The following is a 15,528-nucleotide window of genomic DNA, read 5'->3' as shown; positions in this document are numbered from 1 at the left end:
ACGCTCTTTCGCTCTTTCGCTCTTTCGCTCTTTGAACATGCCAACCGTCTCCATCATCACCATTACGTATAATGCCGAGCGGTTTCTGGAGCGCACGATTCAGAGCGTTGTGGCGCAGCAGGCAACCGATTTCGAGTATGTCATCATTGATGGAGCCTCGACGGATGGCACGCTGGACATTATCAAGCGCTACGAAAAACACATTACGACCTGGGTTTCTGAACCTGACCGTGGCCTTTATGATGCCATGAACAAAGGACTTCATCGGGCGCGTGGGCAATACGTTTGGTTCATGAATGCTGGCGATGAACTATACGACCCGCAAACGCTACCGAGCCTTTTGGCAAAGAGTAAAGCAACACAGGCTGATGTGTATTATAGCGATGCGTTATTCGTTCGTGATGACGATAAGCACATTGGTATTCCAGTCGGCTTGCGGAGCCAGGTGACGCCCCATACGCTGCCGCATACGTTAAAATGGCAGGATATGGCGCTCGGGATGAAAGTGTGTCATCAGGCTTTTGTCGCTAAACGAGCCATCGCACCCGACTATCCGACAGATAACCTTAGTGCTGATCTGGACTGGGAGATCCGTTGCCTGAAAGCAGCCCAAACCGTTGAATTTCTGCCGTTTATCCTATGCAAATACTTAGTTGGAGGATTGTCGGTACAGCAGCATCGGCGGTCGCTGATCGATCGGTTCAACGTATTGGTCACGCACTTCGGGCTTTTGACCACCCTCTTAAATCACGGACGTATCCTTTGGCGATCAGCCAGGTTTTCGGCACGCTAAATGTTCCGAATTCGGGTTATGAATAGAGAAGAATAGTTGGCTACTCATACCGATTCCAGACGTATTAAAATCATAATGGCCCTAAAATGCTCATTTGGCCTGTTTTGTGAAATTTGTATGAAAACAATGGGATTATTACCAGACACATGCCTTTAGATTGGGAAATGCGGATAAATTTGCGGGGTTGATAATGTGACTTGCCTAACCTTTTTGTGAAATTTCCTTAAAAAATTGAATTGACCTATGAAACGAATAGCTGTTTTTACCTCTGGTGGCGACGCGCCGGGTATGAACGCCTGCATCCGAGCGGTTGTCCGGGGGGCGGTCTACCACGGAATTGAAGTGTTCGGCATCCGCCGGGGGTACAGCGGAATGATAAATGGCGATATTTTTCAGATGTCTTCTCATTCGGTGAGTAATATCGTACAACGGGGAGGAACCATCCTGAAATCAGCCCGCAGTAAAGAGTTTATGACACCTGAAGGCCGTGCGAAAGCCTATGAACAACTCTGTAAACATGACATCGAAGGATTAATCGCCATTGGAGGCAACGGTACATTCACGGGGGCAACGCTCTTTTATGATGAATACGGTATTCCTACCGTTGGCGCACCCGGAACAATTGATAATGACCTCTACGGCACTGACCATACGATTGGCTTCGACACCGCGGTAAACACGGCTCTGGAAGCTATTGACAAAATTCGGGACACCGCCGACTCCCACGACCGTATCTTCTTCATTGAAGTAATGGGCCGGGATTCGGGCTATATCGCCATCCAGTCCGGTATTGCGGGGGGAGCCGAGATGGTGATGGTTCCGGAAGTACTAACCCCCATTTCAGAAGTTGTTGAAACACTAAAATCGGGTTGGAGCCGCCAGAAATCGTCGTCTATCGTGGTGATTGCCGAAGGGGAAGAGGAAGGTAATGCCGCCGAGATTGCGGAGAAAATTCGCTTGCAGGTTGACCCCAACATCGATATGCGCGTCACTACGTTGGGCCACATTCAACGGGGAGGTGTACCAACGGCTTACGACCGGATTCTGGCCAGCCGCTTAGGCTTGGGAGCAATAGAAGGCCTAATGAATGGCGAGAAAAACGTAATGGCCGGTGTCGTGAATAACGAATTGGTCTACACGCCTTTCCGCGACACCATCCGGCTCCCAAAGCCTATCAGCGAGGATTTACTACGTATGGTAAAAATTCTTTCGGTTTAAGGCGTTCGGTTTAGGCATACCCAACAACCTTATACGTAACATAGCCCACTAGTTCCCGCACGAGGTAATACGCATTGAAAAATGCTTCCTCGTGCGGCAGCAGCCATTCACCCGGCGCGAATGACCGGCGTCCGCTCAGGAAACTACTCGGAAAGGGACTTACGGTAACCCCTTCCTTTTGAAAACAAGCCACAGCTCGGCGCATATGCCAGGCGGAAGTGACAACTACACAGCGATTTGTGTGGAAGCGTTGCCGAAGTACAGCAGCCGAATAAAGCGCGTTCTCGTGTGTATTACGCGACTTATTTTCCAGTATGATATCTACTGAACGAACGCCAGCCGTGATAAGAAACTGGGCTGTCATATGCCCTTCATCGCTAACAGGCGTTGGCTGAAAAGGCAAACTGCCCATGCCGCCACTAATCAGAATTTTCTGGACAACACCAGCTTTGTATAGATACAAAGCCTGACCAGCCCGATCAGCCTCTCGCCCTAGCAAAAAGCGCCCATTTGTTGTTGAACCAGGAGTGGCAACGGGAATTTCTTTCATGCCATTGACCATGCCACCCGTAAGCAAAACGGCTATCTGCACTGACGAATCGGCTGGCACAGCTGGAGGCTTCTGTGGCGGATATTCCCACCAGGAGGCTAGCTCATTCGTTAGAAACGAATTGCCAAACAACCAGAAAACAACCAGGGAAAGACCAATAAACCGGCGACGATAGCGAACGTTTTTCGTATAAAATACCAGCAATAAAGTTATTACCAGGAAACCCGCCGGTGTCAGCAGGTAGGTAATCGTTTTGGAAAAGAAATAAAACATAGACTATACCGGTAGGAGCCAGCGTTTTGTAAAACAACGCACTTACCAGCAAATACCGTAAATTTGACTCTATTCTGCCGCGAAGATACGTATCACTTTCTATGAAAAACCTCCTCCTGACTGGTCTGCTTGGCTTGCTTCTAGTAGCTGGTGCCCAGGCACAATCGACCACCGGAACAGCCGACGGGTATAAAATTAATGGCCACATCAAGGGACTACGGGATACGACCTGCGTATTGGCCCATTACTTTGGGGCCACTCAATACATTCCTAAAGACACGGCTCGTGTAAATGGCGAAGGCAACATGGTCTTTGAAGGCAAAAAAAGCCTGCCCGAAGGATTATACATCGTTGTAACGCCTAGAAACCGATACATCGAATTTCTCATTACCAACGATCAGCAGTTTTCGTTTGACACCGATACGGTCAATACAATCAAGGTAATGACCATAACGGGTTCGAAGGAAAATGAGTTGTTTTACGGCTATCAGCAACAGCTTGGCAAGCTATATGAACAGGCTCAGGCGTTGAATGTGCAGAGAAAAGCCAGCAAGGATGCTACGTCGTCCGCAACGATTGACAAGGAGATGAGTACATTACAAAAACAGGCGGCTGATTACAGAGCCCAGTTTTTGACCGATAATGCGAGTTCGTTCGCGGTTAAATTACTCAAAGCAACGGCTGAGCCCGAAGTCCCACCGGCGCCTAAATTAGCCAACGGACGACCCGATTCTACCTGGGTATTCAACTACTTCAAAGGCCATTTCTGGGACAATTTCGACTTTGCCGACGAGCGTTTCATTCGCACACCCATCCTGCAAAAGAAAATTGATCGGTACATCAAAGAATTGACCGTGCAGGTTCCCGATTCGCTTATTAAAGAAGCTGACTACGTAGTCGGAAAAGCCATAGCCGGGAAAAACAAGGAGATGCGGTATTACACCATCTTCTACATCACGCAACCGTATGAGCAACCCAAAGTGATGGGTACCGATGGCTTATTCGTCCATATGTTCGAGAAATATTACGCGACGGGCATCATGACGGTAACAGACTCTTCGACGCTGAAAAGTATTGGCGAACGTGTGGCCACGATGAAACCTAATCTCGTAGGAAAGGTGCTGGTGGCTCCCGTTATTACAGATACGCTTCGGAAACCCATTATTCTTCAGAATATTAAGGCCGATTATACTGTCGTCTTTTTCTATTCACCAACCTGCGGTCACTGCCGGGAGAGCGCTCCCGCCCTGCAAAAATTTGCGGATACCTACAAAGGGAAAGGGGCTGAAGTATTAGCGATTGCGATTGATCAGGACCCTAAGGAGTGGAGGAAATTTATTAAGGAATTCAAATTTGGCAACGTCATAAACGGATTTGACTTCCCCGCCCGTACCGATTACCGACGCCAGTATGATGTCTGGACGACGCCGACAGTTTACATGCTCGACAAGGATAAACGGATTATTGCTCGCAAATTACCCGTCGAACAGATTGAAGATTTCATGCTCTTTCACAAAAAACAACACGCAGGTCAGGCCGCCAAAAAGACCACCGCTGCGCCAGCCAATGTAAAAGCAAGTATTAAAAAGTAAGGCGGCTGGAAAGTCGTGAAGCCGAAGGCAATTGTGCAGTTACTGTTAGGTATCTTTACAATTAGCCTTCGGCTTCACGGCTTTCCAGCCGCCTTACGTCTATTTCATTTTCGTGCGTTTCACTAAATAAGCGGTTAGAATTTGGTCGAATCCCTGGGCAATATCGGCTTCGATGAAGTCAATCTTATATTGGCCGCAACGCATTTTCAATTCCTGAAAATACGTTTTTACGGCCTGTTGATAGGTTTCACGTACCTGACCTGGCTGAAGTTTAACTTTCTCGCCCGTTTCCAGATCAATGAATTCGTAGGGACGCTCATCGAACGCAAAATCTTCTTCCGTTTTTTTGTCCGTTACGTGAAACAGCAATACTTCGTGCAGATTGTGGCGCAGGTGTTGCAAGGCCGAAAACAACGCGTCGGATTTATCGCTGTTATCGAACATATCACTGAAAATTACTACCAGCGACCGTTTGTTTATTTTCTCAGCCACTTCGTGAATCACCTCAGCCGCCGACGTTTTACGTAGCGGTTTGGGCTGCTGCATCAACTGATCTAACTGCGTAAAGAGTTTGTGAACGTGCGAAGGCGTCGATTTCGTTGGCGTTTGCAGATCAATCACATCGGCGAACGTAGTAAGGCTCACTGCATCTTTCTGACGCTGAAGCATATAGGCTAAACAAGCCGATGCCATCACACTGAATGTCATCTTACCGTAGTTATCCTCTGGATAATACATCGACGACGACGTATCAATCAGCAGGTGACACCGCAGGTTTGTTTCTTCTTCGTACCGCTTGACAAACAATTTCTCCGTTTTACCAAATACTTTCCAGTCAATATGGCGGGTGGTTTCGCCCGTATTATAAAGTCGGTGTTCGGCAAACTCCACCGAAAAGCCGTGGAAAGGGGATTTATGCAGCCCGGTAATGAATCCTTCGACCAACTGGCGGGCCAGAAATTCGACGTTCCCAAACGAGCGTACCTGACCCAGATTAAGAGCTTGTTTCATGTATTTAAAGAGTGAAAGAATGAATGAGCGAAAGAGCGAACAAAAAATTGCGAGTCCAGCTATTCGCTCTTTCGCTCATTCATTCTTTCACTCTTTAACAACGCAAAAAGAGAACCGTTCGACATCTCCGGCAGGAATTGCACAAGGAAATATCGAACGGTTCTGTTGGCGTAGGCTGGTTGGACTACGTTATAGGACTGGTTCCAGCATCGACTGGAAAGCAATGGGCGCAGAGAATGCCGAAGGAGACAACGCGATCGCGCGACCTTTACCAACAACGCGAAGCGATACGTTGGCAATTCCTTTGGAAACCATGCCCAGTGCGTTAGCCGCTGCGTGGGTTAGGTCAATGACACGGCCCTTCGAAAATGGCCCACGATCATTGATTCGTACAATTACCGAACGTTGGTTGTCTAGGTTTGTAACCTCAACTAACGTATTCAGTGGGAGGTGGAGATGGGCTCCTTCAAGCGCATCGGAGCTAACGCGCTCACCGTAATAGGTCTTGCGACCATTGAACTTCTTGGAATAAAAAGACGCTTTGCCTTTCTGTATGAGGCCCGGAAGGACCTCCGCCGATTTTATGTTGCTAAAAAACAACATAAGGGACACGATTAAACTCATACAGCTTTTGGTTACGTGAAAAAAAACAGACGGCACGTATATTGATCGAACTCACATACATCCCGTCCCCAAAAAGTGCAATTCCTGTATAACAAAGATAGAACAGATTGGCTTAATTACCAAGCAATTAGCAAAAAAACTGTAGAGCAGCCTCCACAACACGCTGATTATTTGGGGCTATTCTGCCCCAAATAATATTTATCCGCTTTCTTTTTGTTCTTTCCTGTTTGCCCGTACTTTAGCGGTTGTGAACTGACTAAACCTTACTGATTGTGGACGAAAGAGACCGGGAGAAAATCTACTCGAAGCGGGTTCGGGCGGGTAAACGAACTTATTTTTTTGACGTTAAATCGACGCGCACGAACGACTATTACCTCACCATTACGGAGAGCCGGCGGCATCCACAAGGCGAAGGATTCGTTTACGAAAAACACAAGATGTTTCTCTATAAAGAAGATTTCGATAAGTTCGTTGAAGCCTTACAGGAAACCGTAGAGCACGTCAAAACGGAACTAATGCCCGACGTCGATTTTACGCAGTTTGTCCAGCGCGAACGCGATGAACAGAGCGATTTCGCCAGTGAACTAAAATGGGAATAACCAGACATACGAATGATTTAGACTTTACTTCACTAGTTTCTTATTGGTCTTCAACTCATCCATCACACTCTTAGCCCTCGACCCGTGTCGAAGGCTTTTTTTGCGGTCCGCCATTGCAGTTGTATTTTTGCAAAAAACAATGAGCGAATTGTGAATGAGCGAATGAGTGAATAACTATCAGTTTGTGTTGTTCACTCATTCACTCATTCACTCATTCACAATTATATATGGGACTTCAATGTGGAATCGTGGGTTTACCGAATGTAGGTAAGTCAACGTTATTTAATGCCATTTCGAGTGGAAAGGCTGAAGCAGCCAATTATCCATTCTGTACAATAGAACCTAACGTGGGCGTAGTAACTGTTCCAGATGAACGTCTGGATACACTCGAAGGCCTGGTGAAACCCCAAAAAGTAGTGCCAACGATTATCGAGTTCGTCGACATCGCTGGTTTGGTAAAAGGAGCCAGCCAGGGTGCTGGTCTGGGCAACAAGTTTCTGGCTAACATTCGGGAAGTCGACGCCATCGTGCACGTGATTCGGTGCTTCGAAGACGACAATATCGTGCACGTCGAAGGCAAAGTGAATCCAGTTTCTGACAAAGAGATTATTGACGCCGAACTTCAGTTGAAAGATCTGGAATCGGTCGACAAGAAAATCCAGCGGATTGCGAAAGCCGCACAGGTTGGCGATGCCAAAGCGAAAGCCGAACTGGCAATTCTGAAGCAATACAAAAGCGCCCTTGAAGCCGGTAAAAGCGCCCGTACGGTACAGGTATCACCTGAAGAACGTGAAACCGCCATTGGTGATATTTCCCTGCTGACCGTGAAGCCTGTAATCTACGTAGCGAACGTAGACGAAGGGTCGTTGCCGAATGGCAATACGTATTCCGACACGCTTCAGGAAGCCGTGAAAGAAGAGGGTGCCCATGTCATTATTATCAGCGCGGGTATCGAATCGCAAATCGCCGAAATGGAAGACCCCGAAGAACGTGAGTTGTTTCTGAGCGAATACGGCCTGACTGAATCGGGTTTGAGTAAACTCATTAAAGAGTCATACAAATTGCTGGGCCTGATTACGTATTTCACGGCGGGCGTTAAGGAAGTTCGTGCCTGGACAATTCACCGGGGCTGGAAAGCACCGCAGGCCGCCGGGGTTATTCACTCCGATTTCGAACGAAAATTTATCCGGGCCCAAGTCATGAAACTCCCCGACTTCTCGCAATTCAAGACGGAAACGGGTGTTCGTGAAGCCGGAAAACTAGCCGTTGAAGGCAAAGAATACGTCGTGCAGGACGGCGATATTATGGAGTTTTTGCACAGCGCATAATTTCTCTTAGCCCCCGAATTAATTCGGGGGCTAAGGGTAACGTCATAGAATCACTTCCGTTTATTCACGCCCACCTTCTGATACGCGACCAGTTGATCGGCGCGGGCGGCTGGTGGGCGATGATAAACAAATATCTCGTAATCATTTTCAGTGCCGGAGAAACTACCCTCAATATAGTTCTCATCTATTCTGGGTTGCGCGCCAGTCGTCTGCACAACGTAGTCGTAATTATAAACGCCCTGTTTCAGCAGCATAGACGCCCGATAAGCACTCAGCAGGGGATCAAACGTCATCTTATTGCGATCGTTTAATTGCCAGAAGTTGAATGCTCCATTAACAAACACATCGACGCCCGGCACTTCGGGAATCTTGAGCGTGAAAATTGTTTCAATGTAGTCACCGTTGGTGGCACCGTTGTTGGTTTCACGCTGGTCGATAACAAAAAAGCCGTTGAAGTCGTCACTTTGGATATATGTGCCTTGATTTCGTGGCTTATCGACCTGTACATACGCAATATTACGGTCAGCGAGCCGGTCGATTCGATCGATGTAATTGGCGCGGGACAATACGGTTCGAGTATCAAAAAACCGGAACTCATTGCCGCCAGGCATGGTGTTACTCAAATCAATCAGTCGGTATTCCAGCACCTGATCGAATGCCTGCACATTGCTTGGCCGTAGTCCCCGGATGACCCGATCGTCTCGGTAGTTCTGCCGGATCACGACTTTAAAATCGTCCTGCGGAGAAATAACCTGATACCCTTTGTAGCTGATCGCCATATCAATCTGCTGGTCGCTGAACTGGCGGTCCGGCGCTGATGAGAAACGTATCGCAGCGTTTACCTGCAAGCGATTCTGATACGTGCAGAACCGGCGGGTGAAGATGATATTGCTACGATTTCGTTCGTCATACACTACCAGCAAATAATTACCCGGCAGCTTTACGCGTGGCAAGGTAAACCGGTAATGGAAATAGGGAATCTTGGTATTGATCGACGTCTGATATTCCGTAATTGGATTATCGTTATACTCGTACGTAAATTCAATATCGCTCAGGATGGAACGTTGCCAATCGGCATTGCAGTGAACCAGGCGAGCTCGAAATGAACGATAATTAGCCGTCAGATCATCGAATTCGAGCTGGAGCGGAGTCTGCTCATCGAGCGAAATAATGGGTGGATTTAAAGTCAACGAAGGATCGTTGAGGTTCGTGCTGATTTGTGGAAACAGGAGCACCGTTTCAACTTTGGGGTCATAAATGTGGTCAATGGTCTGGAGCTGTTGCGCCACCAACGGAGCCATCAGCATCCAGAAAAAAAGAACAGAAACCAACCTAAAGGGAACAATCATTCAATATGCTTTTTTATGGGACGTAGTTGGTACCTAAACGCTTTCGAGACGACATGATTATACAAACTTCTGAATGACGGACGGATTTACAGTTGACAACGTCCGTAAATTCCCGTATGATTATAGTCTCTACAGTCAAAACTCTACATGGTCAATTATAACCCGAAAGAATGGTTCCGCTTTATCATCACGTTTAACCGGGCTGACACAGTTCGCAAGCTACTGCCTATTCTGATAGCTATCGGCGTGTATTCCTTCGTTATCGTCTACATTATCGAATTTCTTGGCCTGAGTGATAATCAACATTTGAAGAACCTGTCGCTCATGCATACGCTGTTGAGCTTCGTTATTTCGATGTTGCTGGTCTTTCGCACCAACACGGCCTATGACCGATGGTGGGAAGGTCGGAAACTATGGGGTGCCCTGGTGAACAACAGCCGAAATATGGCGCTCAAAATGGACCAGTTGCTGGACCCTTCCCATACGGAAAGCCGCCAGTTTTTTCGAACGATGATTCCCAACTTTGCCTATGCGCTGAAAAATCACCTTCGGCAACGATCGCCCGAGAAAGAGTTTACGGATAGTGCTACGTTCGGTATCCAGGATCTGCATTTGAGCGAGCATGTGCCACAGCAAATTACGATGGCGATTTTCGGCAAGATCAATGACTTACAGCGTCAGGGAACACTGCTACCCGAGCATCTGTTGTTTCTGAATCCTGAAATTCAGTCATTCATGGACATTTGCGGTGCCTGCGAACGTATCAAAAACACACCAATTCCGTTCTCGTATAGCTCATTTATCAAAAAATTCATTTTCACCTACTGTGCTACGTTACCGCTGGGCTACGTCTACACACTCCATTTTCTGGTCGTTCCGTTGGTTGTATTCGTTTTTTATGTACTGGCCAGTCTTGAGGTTATTGCCGAAGAAATTGAGAACCCGTTTGGTACCGACGACAACGATTTACCGCTCGACTCGATCTGCAAAGGCATTCACACAACCGTAACGCAATCCTTTGATCACACCACCCGACTGGCACAGGCGGAGAACGTCAATGAAACAACGAAGCGATTTACGGTTGAGAAATAGCACCACGATCACTCAAACAGCCCAATTTGTCCGGCTGGCCTGAATAAGGACGTAGTAAGATTGGCGGGCTGTCGTCCGGCAAGGTATTTCTGACACGCGATCCGGTGAAATTGGGCAATCTGCTGGGCAAACGGCCCCTCGCCCGACATCCGGGTTTTAAACCGCGAGTCATTCAATTGTCCACCGTGGCAATCGGCAATTTGGTTCAATACGCGATCGGCACGGTCTGGCAACGCTTGTTTTATCCAATCAGTAAACAACGGACCGAGCGCTCCGTTGAGCCGAACAAGGGTGTAGGCCGCCCAGCAAGCCCCCTGCTCAGCAGCCAGTTCAATCAATTTAGAAATTTCATGGTCGTTCAAACTGGGAATAATTGGTGCGGTCATCACGCCCACCGGAACACCTGCTTTGTGTAATATTCCCATCGTCCGTAAGCGCTGCAGGCCGGTAACGGTACGTGGCTCCATCAGCAAACGTAATTCTTCATTGAGCGTAGTGATGGAAATCGCTACGTTCACCAGTTTCAATTCAGCGAGCGGTTTTAATATGTCTAGATCACGCAGAATCAGGGCATTCTTTGTAATGATCGACACTGGATTTCGATAGCGTAGGCAGATTTCGAGCATCCGTCTCGTAAGCTGATACGTTCGTTCGGCAGGTTGGTAACAATCAGTGTTGCCCGAAAAATGAATGACTTCGGGCTTATAGGAACGTGACTGAAACTGTTTTTCCAGCAACCTGGGCGCGTTTTTTTTGACCATTATTTTGCTCTCAAAATCCAGTCCTGCCGAAAAGCCCCAGTATTCGTGCGAGGGGCGGGCATAGCAATAAATACAACCATGCTCGCACCCCTGGTATGGGTTGATGGAAGCAGTAAAACCAATGTCCGGGCTTGTCGAACGACTGATAATTTGTTTGGGCGTCTCCACCAAAAACTGCGTTTTCAGCTTTGGTTCGGGAAAATCGGCATCCTCTATTGGACTCAAATTCTCTGGCTCGTATTGATGAGTAGAATATGAATTAGCGGTATTGAACTGCGCCCCCCTACCCTTTTTGTAGTCCCCCATAGTGGTACAAATAAAACACAATTATATTTTAGTTGTACGATATAGGTAAATTTTAGTGAGCTATTCGATGTAGCGGAGTCTCTCTAAAGAATCGTGTATAATTCGTTGCACCTCATCTGCAACTTGGCGGCAAAAAATTATTTGTGCCAAATCCATCCTGACTTTTCCTCGATTTGCTCTTTTGGAAACTCAATTCGTCGGATATCTACCTAAAGAATTGATTGCTGTGGCTACGTTTGGGTATCGATCAACCGAAAAACGATGATTCATTCTACACTAGGTTTCATTCATACCGCTTCTGCCTTGTTGGCTATGCTTACCGGAGCACTTGTTATAGTTAATCCCAAGATGGGAACTCTCCATAAACGCCTTGGCTACGGCTATGTCGTCAGTATGTTACTCCTGAACAGTACCGCTTTTCAAATTTATCATCTGTTTGGTCACTTTGGGCCCTTCCATGTACTAGCTATAATGAGTCTGATTTGCGTGTTAGGCGGTATTATTCCAGCGTTGGCACGCCAGCACGTCCGGAATTGGCTGCACTGGCATTATTACTTTATGACCTGGTCGGTAGTAGGGCTCTATGCCGCCTTCTGGGCAGAACTCTTCACCCGCACGCTGCCTATGGGTCAGTTCTGGCCCGTCGTTCTGGGCGCGACCGGTGTTACAAGCTGGCTTGGTTCCTACTTCATACGCAAGCATGCCGCCCGCTTGCTAGCCTCCGCTAAATAAGCCTGATTCGTAAAAAGTCATTCGTTAGTAGAGATGGACGTATTTGCTCCTAACGTACTGCTGATTAACCAGTTGACTTACTCATCAATTTAGTCCAGATTGCAGAAAACGGATGATCGTAGGAGGCAAACGTGTCAGGTATGGAAAAATGTCCAAATTGCTCGGCTACACTAGAAAGCCATTTTTTACACTATCCAACTTGCGGGCGAACGGCGAACTTACCCCGTTTCAGGGTCCGCCATATTCTCGACGAGTTTTTCCAGGCCATTTTCAGCGTTGACAAAGGCGTGTTGTTTCTTGTAAAAAACCTGGCACTGCAACCGGGCGTCACAGCGCGTGAATACGTAGTAGAAACGAAGCGCAAGAAATACGTCAATCCTTTCTCGTATCTTTTGCTTGTGCTGGGACTTAACTTAACCGTGAATGGTTTTGATAAAACCATTCACAAAGAATCATTCGGCTACTCAGAAAACAGGTCAACAGATAGCCCCAGCGATACCCAAAGAAGATCTTCCCTATTACGAGCGTCGGCGACAGGCAACCCTTTTCATTGAAGAAAATATCAACGTAGTCGGTTTGGCGGCTATCCCTTTATTCGCCTTCGTTTTCTAGCTATTCTTCCGGCGAAGTGGGCTTACCTATGCGGAGCATCTAGTGACGCAGGTTTTCTTTTCGAGTTTCTTTTCGTTGATCAGTGTTCTTCTGACTCTGTGATTTGGTCTGGTCTTACAGCAATTCTTACCGTTTCTGAACCGAACCCTACTCCTCTTTCAGCTACTTTATCTGACGATTGCCTACTACCAGTGTTTAAATTATAAGAAGCCAGTCGATTATGTTAGGACCAGTACCGCTACGTTGTTGGCGCTTCTGAGTTGGGTTGCCGTGTCGGGGGGCGTCATTTTCCTGTATGTAAGCGTTTCTTTTGAATTCAGCGAAAATGATCAGTTGCAAACTGCAACAGCGGCTTATTAAAACTATCGTTGTAGCGCCTGTATGCTTTCTAAGTTAACCATTCCTTTACCCCAGAATTCAAGGCATTGACCACATTTGTACCCACCTGCTCAGGTGTTATTGTACTTTTGTCCCTTATCTCATCCATGAACGGTGGCCTGGTTAAGAACACACGGTAAACAGCTATTGATTGGTATCGCCTTAGTGGCTTTACCGCTCGTCTATTTTGTGTATACGGACGTAAGCTGGCAACCGCTTGATCCCCATGAACATATTATTCAAAATGGGCTGGCCTATCTGTTTTTGTTGCTCTTCTCGTATTATAACCACACCGTATTTGTTCCGCGCTGGTTTCTTAGCAAACAGTACGTGCGGTATGCTTTCGTAACGGTTGCCTGCGTTTTAGTTGTTGCCCTTCTTCCCTATCGGATCGAGCAGTGGGCTTTCTTTAAACCACCTCAAGAGCATACTCCGCTGGCCTGGGCCCGGCAAATATTTGTGGAAGAGATGATGCTGGGCCCTCATGCTGGACCACCCGATCAGGCCGGCCATAATGATCTTACTCCTTTTTTTAAACCTCACGATGAACAAGGACCGCCACGCCGACCCAACGGCCTACTTCCAGACAGACGGCCGGGTGATCACCACGGGGGCCCGTTTACGCTCTTGCTTCCGGTCAAGCTAGCTCTCTTTTTTCTTTTGGGAAGTGTAAGTACCCTACTGTCGATCTCAGTACAAACGGCCAATCGACTCCGACAGGTCGAAAACGATCAGTTAAAAGCCGAGTTACAGCAACTAAAAGCGCAGATCCATCCCCATTTCCTATTTAATACGCTCAACAGCATTTATTCACTGGCGATCCGGAACGATGAGCGAACGGCAGACACTATTGTCAAGCTCTCGGAGTTCATGCGCTACATAATTCGGGACGCGCATCGGGACAAGGTACCCCTGATGACGGAGGTTAATTACATTGCGAATTACATTGATTTACAAAAGGCGCGTCTGCAGGATGCCGTTCAGATTGACTACCAGTTGGAAGGCGATGGGAGCCGATTACAAATTGCTCCGCTGTTGCTGTTCTCTTTCATTGAAAATGCGTTCAAATATGGCGTGAGCCCTGAAGAAGATTCGCTGATTATCATTCGCCTAACCATTCAGGCCGACGAACTACGACTGTTTGTCGCCAATAATAAGGTGGAGGTTAGTCAACTCGAAAAATCAATGACTGTCGGCCTACAGAACGCCCGGGAACGGCTACGGCTCCTTTATCCGGCTGAACATCAGTTAACCATTGACGATACACCTACGCATTACCGCGTTACGTTAGCCCTTGTCTTATCACGATGAAAGCTATTGCGCTGGATGATGAACGGCCTGCGTTGGATGTGATCGACGCCTTCTGTAATCGTATTGATTCGGTTGAGCTGGTTAAAACGTTTACCCGTACCGGCGAAGCTCGTTTGTATCTGGAATCCAAACCAGTCGATTTGATTTTTCTGGACATCAATATGCCAAAGGAGTCTGGGTTGACATTTTCCAGGTCCATTACCCAGCAAACCCTGGTTATTTTCACAACGGCATACAGCGAATTTGCTGTCGAGAGTTACGAGATTGAGGCTGTCGATTACCTGTTAAAACCGTTTACGTTTGAGCGGTTCAAACAAGCCGTTCAGCGGGCTCAGGCACGGTGGCAGGCACTGCGGCAAACAAGCGGCAATCCGCTGGAAGGCCTGGAACAGACCTATCTCTACTTCCGGGTCGACTTCAATCTAGTGAAAGTTACACTGGCCGATATTCTGTTTATTGAGGGACTGGATAATTACCTGAAAATTCATCTGAAGGAAGGTGAGCCGCTGGTTGTGCGGCTCACCTTAAAAGCCATGCTGGATAAATTACCAGCCAGACACTTCATTCGTGTCCATCGCTCGTTTATCGTCGCTATCGACAAAATTCAGGCGCTTCGTAACCGGATGATTCTGATTGGACAAGAAGAAATACCTATTGGAAACAGTTACGAAAAAGACTTTTTTAGTCTTTTTCGCCGGTAAGTTTTACCCCTATATTTCCCACGTTCGCCACAAAAACACGTCTGTTACCCCCAGAATAGACCTATTGGCCACAATATCTCTCTGCTCTGGTTTTTATAAGCGAACTTTAAATCATCGAGAAAGAGAAGCGTAATTAATACCCCTGCTCATCCCGAGACAAGGTTAGAAAAGTAAGGCCATGCGCTTGTTACGTAGACCGTTTGATCAATAAAAAGCCTGTTCACCCCTGTCCAGTACGTATTCACCCCGACTTAGCCCCTGCCCATCAACGCTTGCTCAGGCTTTCACGTACTAGTTG

At 47.3% G+C, this 15,528-nt stretch carries 15 protein-coding genes and 1 pseudogene; 11 read left to right on the top strand and 5 right to left on the bottom strand.

Annotation, left to right across the window (positions count from 1 at the left end):
- Window positions 1–37 precede the first annotated feature (37 nt).
- Window positions 38–793 carry a glycosyltransferase family 2 protein gene (locus tag BM202_RS06545; protein ID WP_093824216.1) on the top strand — a complete coding sequence of 252 codons (756 nt, stop codon included), beginning with the start codon at window positions 38–40 and terminating at the stop codon, window positions 791–793.
- A gap of 243 nt (window positions 794–1,036) precedes the next feature.
- The gene (gene pfkA / locus BM202_RS06540) at window positions 1,037–2,011 is read left to right on the top strand and encodes a 6-phosphofructokinase (protein WP_093824214.1); all 975 of its coding nucleotides are present in this window, start codon (window positions 1,037–1,039) and stop codon (window positions 2,009–2,011) included.
- A 10-nt stretch (window positions 2,012–2,021) separates the two neighbouring features.
- On the opposite strand, the gene BM202_RS06535 is transcribed toward pfkA, so the two are convergent.
- Window positions 2,022–2,834: a YdcF family protein gene (locus tag BM202_RS06535; RefSeq protein WP_093824212.1), complete on the bottom strand. Its 813-nt coding sequence runs from the start codon at window positions 2,832–2,834 to the stop codon at window positions 2,022–2,024.
- 101 nt (window positions 2,835–2,935) lie between these two features.
- Between BM202_RS06535 and BM202_RS06530 the strand changes: the two genes are divergently transcribed.
- Window positions 2,936–4,426, top strand: a complete 1,491-nt coding sequence (locus BM202_RS06530) for a TlpA family protein disulfide reductase (RefSeq protein ID WP_093824210.1) — start codon at window positions 2,936–2,938, stop codon at window positions 4,424–4,426.
- Window positions 4,427–4,525: 99 nt separating this feature from the next.
- Here the strand turns inward: BM202_RS06530 and BM202_RS06525 are convergent, their stop codons facing one another.
- Together BM202_RS06525 and BM202_RS06520 are read right to left on the bottom strand one after the other, a co-directional pair.
- Window positions 4,526–5,437 (bottom strand): DUF58 domain-containing protein, encoded by a 912-nt coding sequence (locus BM202_RS06525; protein ID WP_093824208.1) that lies wholly within the window; start codon window positions 5,435–5,437, stop codon window positions 4,526–4,528.
- 189 nt (window positions 5,438–5,626) lie between these two features.
- Complete coding sequence (locus BM202_RS06520) at window positions 5,627–6,061, bottom strand: septal ring lytic transglycosylase RlpA family protein (protein ID WP_093824206.1); 435 nt, start codon at window positions 6,059–6,061, stop codon at window positions 5,627–5,629.
- A 272-nt stretch (window positions 6,062–6,333) separates the two neighbouring features.
- On the opposite strand from BM202_RS06520, the gene BM202_RS06515 reads away from it, so the two are divergent.
- Entirely contained in the window at window positions 6,334–6,660 is a 327-nt protein-coding gene (locus tag BM202_RS06515; protein WP_093824204.1) for a DUF3276 family protein, read from the top strand.
- Between the two features lie 227 nt (window positions 6,661–6,887).
- Complete coding sequence (gene ychF / locus BM202_RS06510) at window positions 6,888–7,988, top strand: redox-regulated ATPase YchF (protein WP_093824203.1); 1,101 nt, start codon at window positions 6,888–6,890, stop codon at window positions 7,986–7,988.
- A 50-nt stretch (window positions 7,989–8,038) separates the two neighbouring features.
- On the opposite strand, the gene BM202_RS06505 is transcribed toward ychF, so the two are convergent.
- Entirely contained in the window at window positions 8,039–9,295 is a 1,257-nt protein-coding gene (locus BM202_RS06505) for a type IX secretion system plug protein (protein WP_449448520.1), read from the bottom strand.
- A gap of 189 nt (window positions 9,296–9,484) precedes the next feature.
- On the opposite strand from BM202_RS06505, the gene BM202_RS06500 reads away from it, so the two are divergent.
- Window positions 9,485–10,429, top strand: coding sequence for a bestrophin family protein (locus BM202_RS06500; protein WP_093824199.1), 945 nt, complete (start codon window positions 9,485–9,487; stop codon window positions 10,427–10,429).
- An 8-nt stretch (window positions 10,430–10,437) separates the two neighbouring features.
- Here BM202_RS06500 and BM202_RS06495 read toward each other — a convergent pair whose 3' ends face one another.
- Window positions 10,438–11,496 (bottom strand): PA0069 family radical SAM protein, encoded by a 1,059-nt coding sequence (locus BM202_RS06495; protein WP_093824197.1) that lies wholly within the window; start codon window positions 11,494–11,496, stop codon window positions 10,438–10,440.
- A 261-nt stretch (window positions 11,497–11,757) separates the two neighbouring features.
- Between BM202_RS06495 and BM202_RS06490 the strand changes: the two genes are divergently transcribed.
- The 5 genes and pseudogenes from BM202_RS06490 (at window position 11,758) to BM202_RS06475 (ending at window position 15,230) form a co-directional block, all read left to right on the top strand.
- Window positions 11,758–12,228 (top strand): DUF2306 domain-containing protein, encoded by a 471-nt coding sequence (locus tag BM202_RS06490; RefSeq protein ID WP_093824195.1) that lies wholly within the window; start codon window positions 11,758–11,760, stop codon window positions 12,226–12,228.
- A gap of 140 nt (window positions 12,229–12,368) precedes the next feature.
- Window positions 12,369–12,575, top strand: a pseudogene (locus BM202_RS39015) (DUF3667 domain-containing protein); the annotation flags it as partial.
- A gap of 82 nt (window positions 12,576–12,657) precedes the next feature.
- Window positions 12,658–12,840: a hypothetical protein gene (locus BM202_RS38135; RefSeq protein ID WP_245776547.1), complete on the top strand. Its 183-nt coding sequence runs from the start codon at window positions 12,658–12,660 to the stop codon at window positions 12,838–12,840.
- 492 nt (window positions 12,841–13,332) lie between these two features.
- Window positions 13,333–14,529 (top strand): sensor histidine kinase, encoded by a 1,197-nt coding sequence (locus BM202_RS06480; protein ID WP_093824191.1) that lies wholly within the window; start codon window positions 13,333–13,335, stop codon window positions 14,527–14,529.
- Complete coding sequence (locus BM202_RS06475) at window positions 14,526–15,230, top strand: LytR/AlgR family response regulator transcription factor (protein ID WP_093824189.1); 705 nt, start codon at window positions 14,526–14,528, stop codon at window positions 15,228–15,230. Before BM202_RS06480 ends, BM202_RS06475 begins: the two co-directional genes overlap by 4 nt.
- Window positions 15,231–15,528 lie beyond the last annotated feature (298 nt).

This window comes from Spirosoma endophyticum (genome assembly GCF_900112365.1).
Classification (GTDB): domain Bacteria; phylum Bacteroidota; class Bacteroidia; order Cytophagales; family Spirosomataceae; genus Spirosoma; species Spirosoma endophyticum.
The sequence above is the reverse complement of the archived record's forward strand: the minus strand, read 5'-3'. Positions and strand labels throughout refer to the sequence as shown.

Excerpts from the sequence above, each read along its gene's own strand:
- BM202_RS06545 (WP_093824216.1), top strand. The coding sequence starts at position 38 with ATGCCAACCGTCTCCATCATCACCATTACGTATAATGCCGAGCGGTTT.
- pfkA (WP_093824214.1), top strand. The coding sequence starts at position 1,037 with ATGAAACGAATAGCTGTTTTTACCTCTGGTGGCGACGCGCCGGGTATG.
- BM202_RS06535 (WP_093824212.1), bottom strand. The coding sequence starts at position 2,834 with ATGTTTTATTTCTTTTCCAAAACGATTACCTACCTGCTGACACCGGCG.
- BM202_RS06530 (WP_093824210.1), top strand. The coding sequence starts at position 2,936 with ATGAAAAACCTCCTCCTGACTGGTCTGCTTGGCTTGCTTCTAGTAGCT.
- BM202_RS06525 (WP_093824208.1), bottom strand. The coding sequence starts at position 5,437 with ATGAAACAAGCTCTTAATCTGGGTCAGGTACGCTCGTTTGGGAACGTC.
- BM202_RS06520 (WP_093824206.1), bottom strand. The coding sequence starts at position 6,061 with ATGAGTTTAATCGTGTCCCTTATGTTGTTTTTTAGCAACATAAAATCG.
- ychF (WP_093824203.1), top strand. The coding sequence starts at position 6,888 with ATGGGACTTCAATGTGGAATCGTGGGTTTACCGAATGTAGGTAAGTCA.
- BM202_RS06505 (WP_449448520.1), bottom strand. The coding sequence starts at position 9,295 with ATGCTGATGGCTCCGTTGGTGGCGCAACAGCTCCAGACCATTGACCAC.
- BM202_RS06500 (WP_093824199.1), top strand. The coding sequence starts at position 9,485 with ATGGTCAATTATAACCCGAAAGAATGGTTCCGCTTTATCATCACGTTT.
- BM202_RS06495 (WP_093824197.1), bottom strand. The coding sequence starts at position 11,496 with ATGGGGGACTACAAAAAGGGTAGGGGGGCGCAGTTCAATACCGCTAAT.
- BM202_RS06490 (WP_093824195.1), top strand. The coding sequence starts at position 11,758 with ATGATTCATTCTACACTAGGTTTCATTCATACCGCTTCTGCCTTGTTG.
- BM202_RS06475 (WP_093824189.1), top strand. The coding sequence starts at position 14,526 with ATGAAAGCTATTGCGCTGGATGATGAACGGCCTGCGTTGGATGTGATC.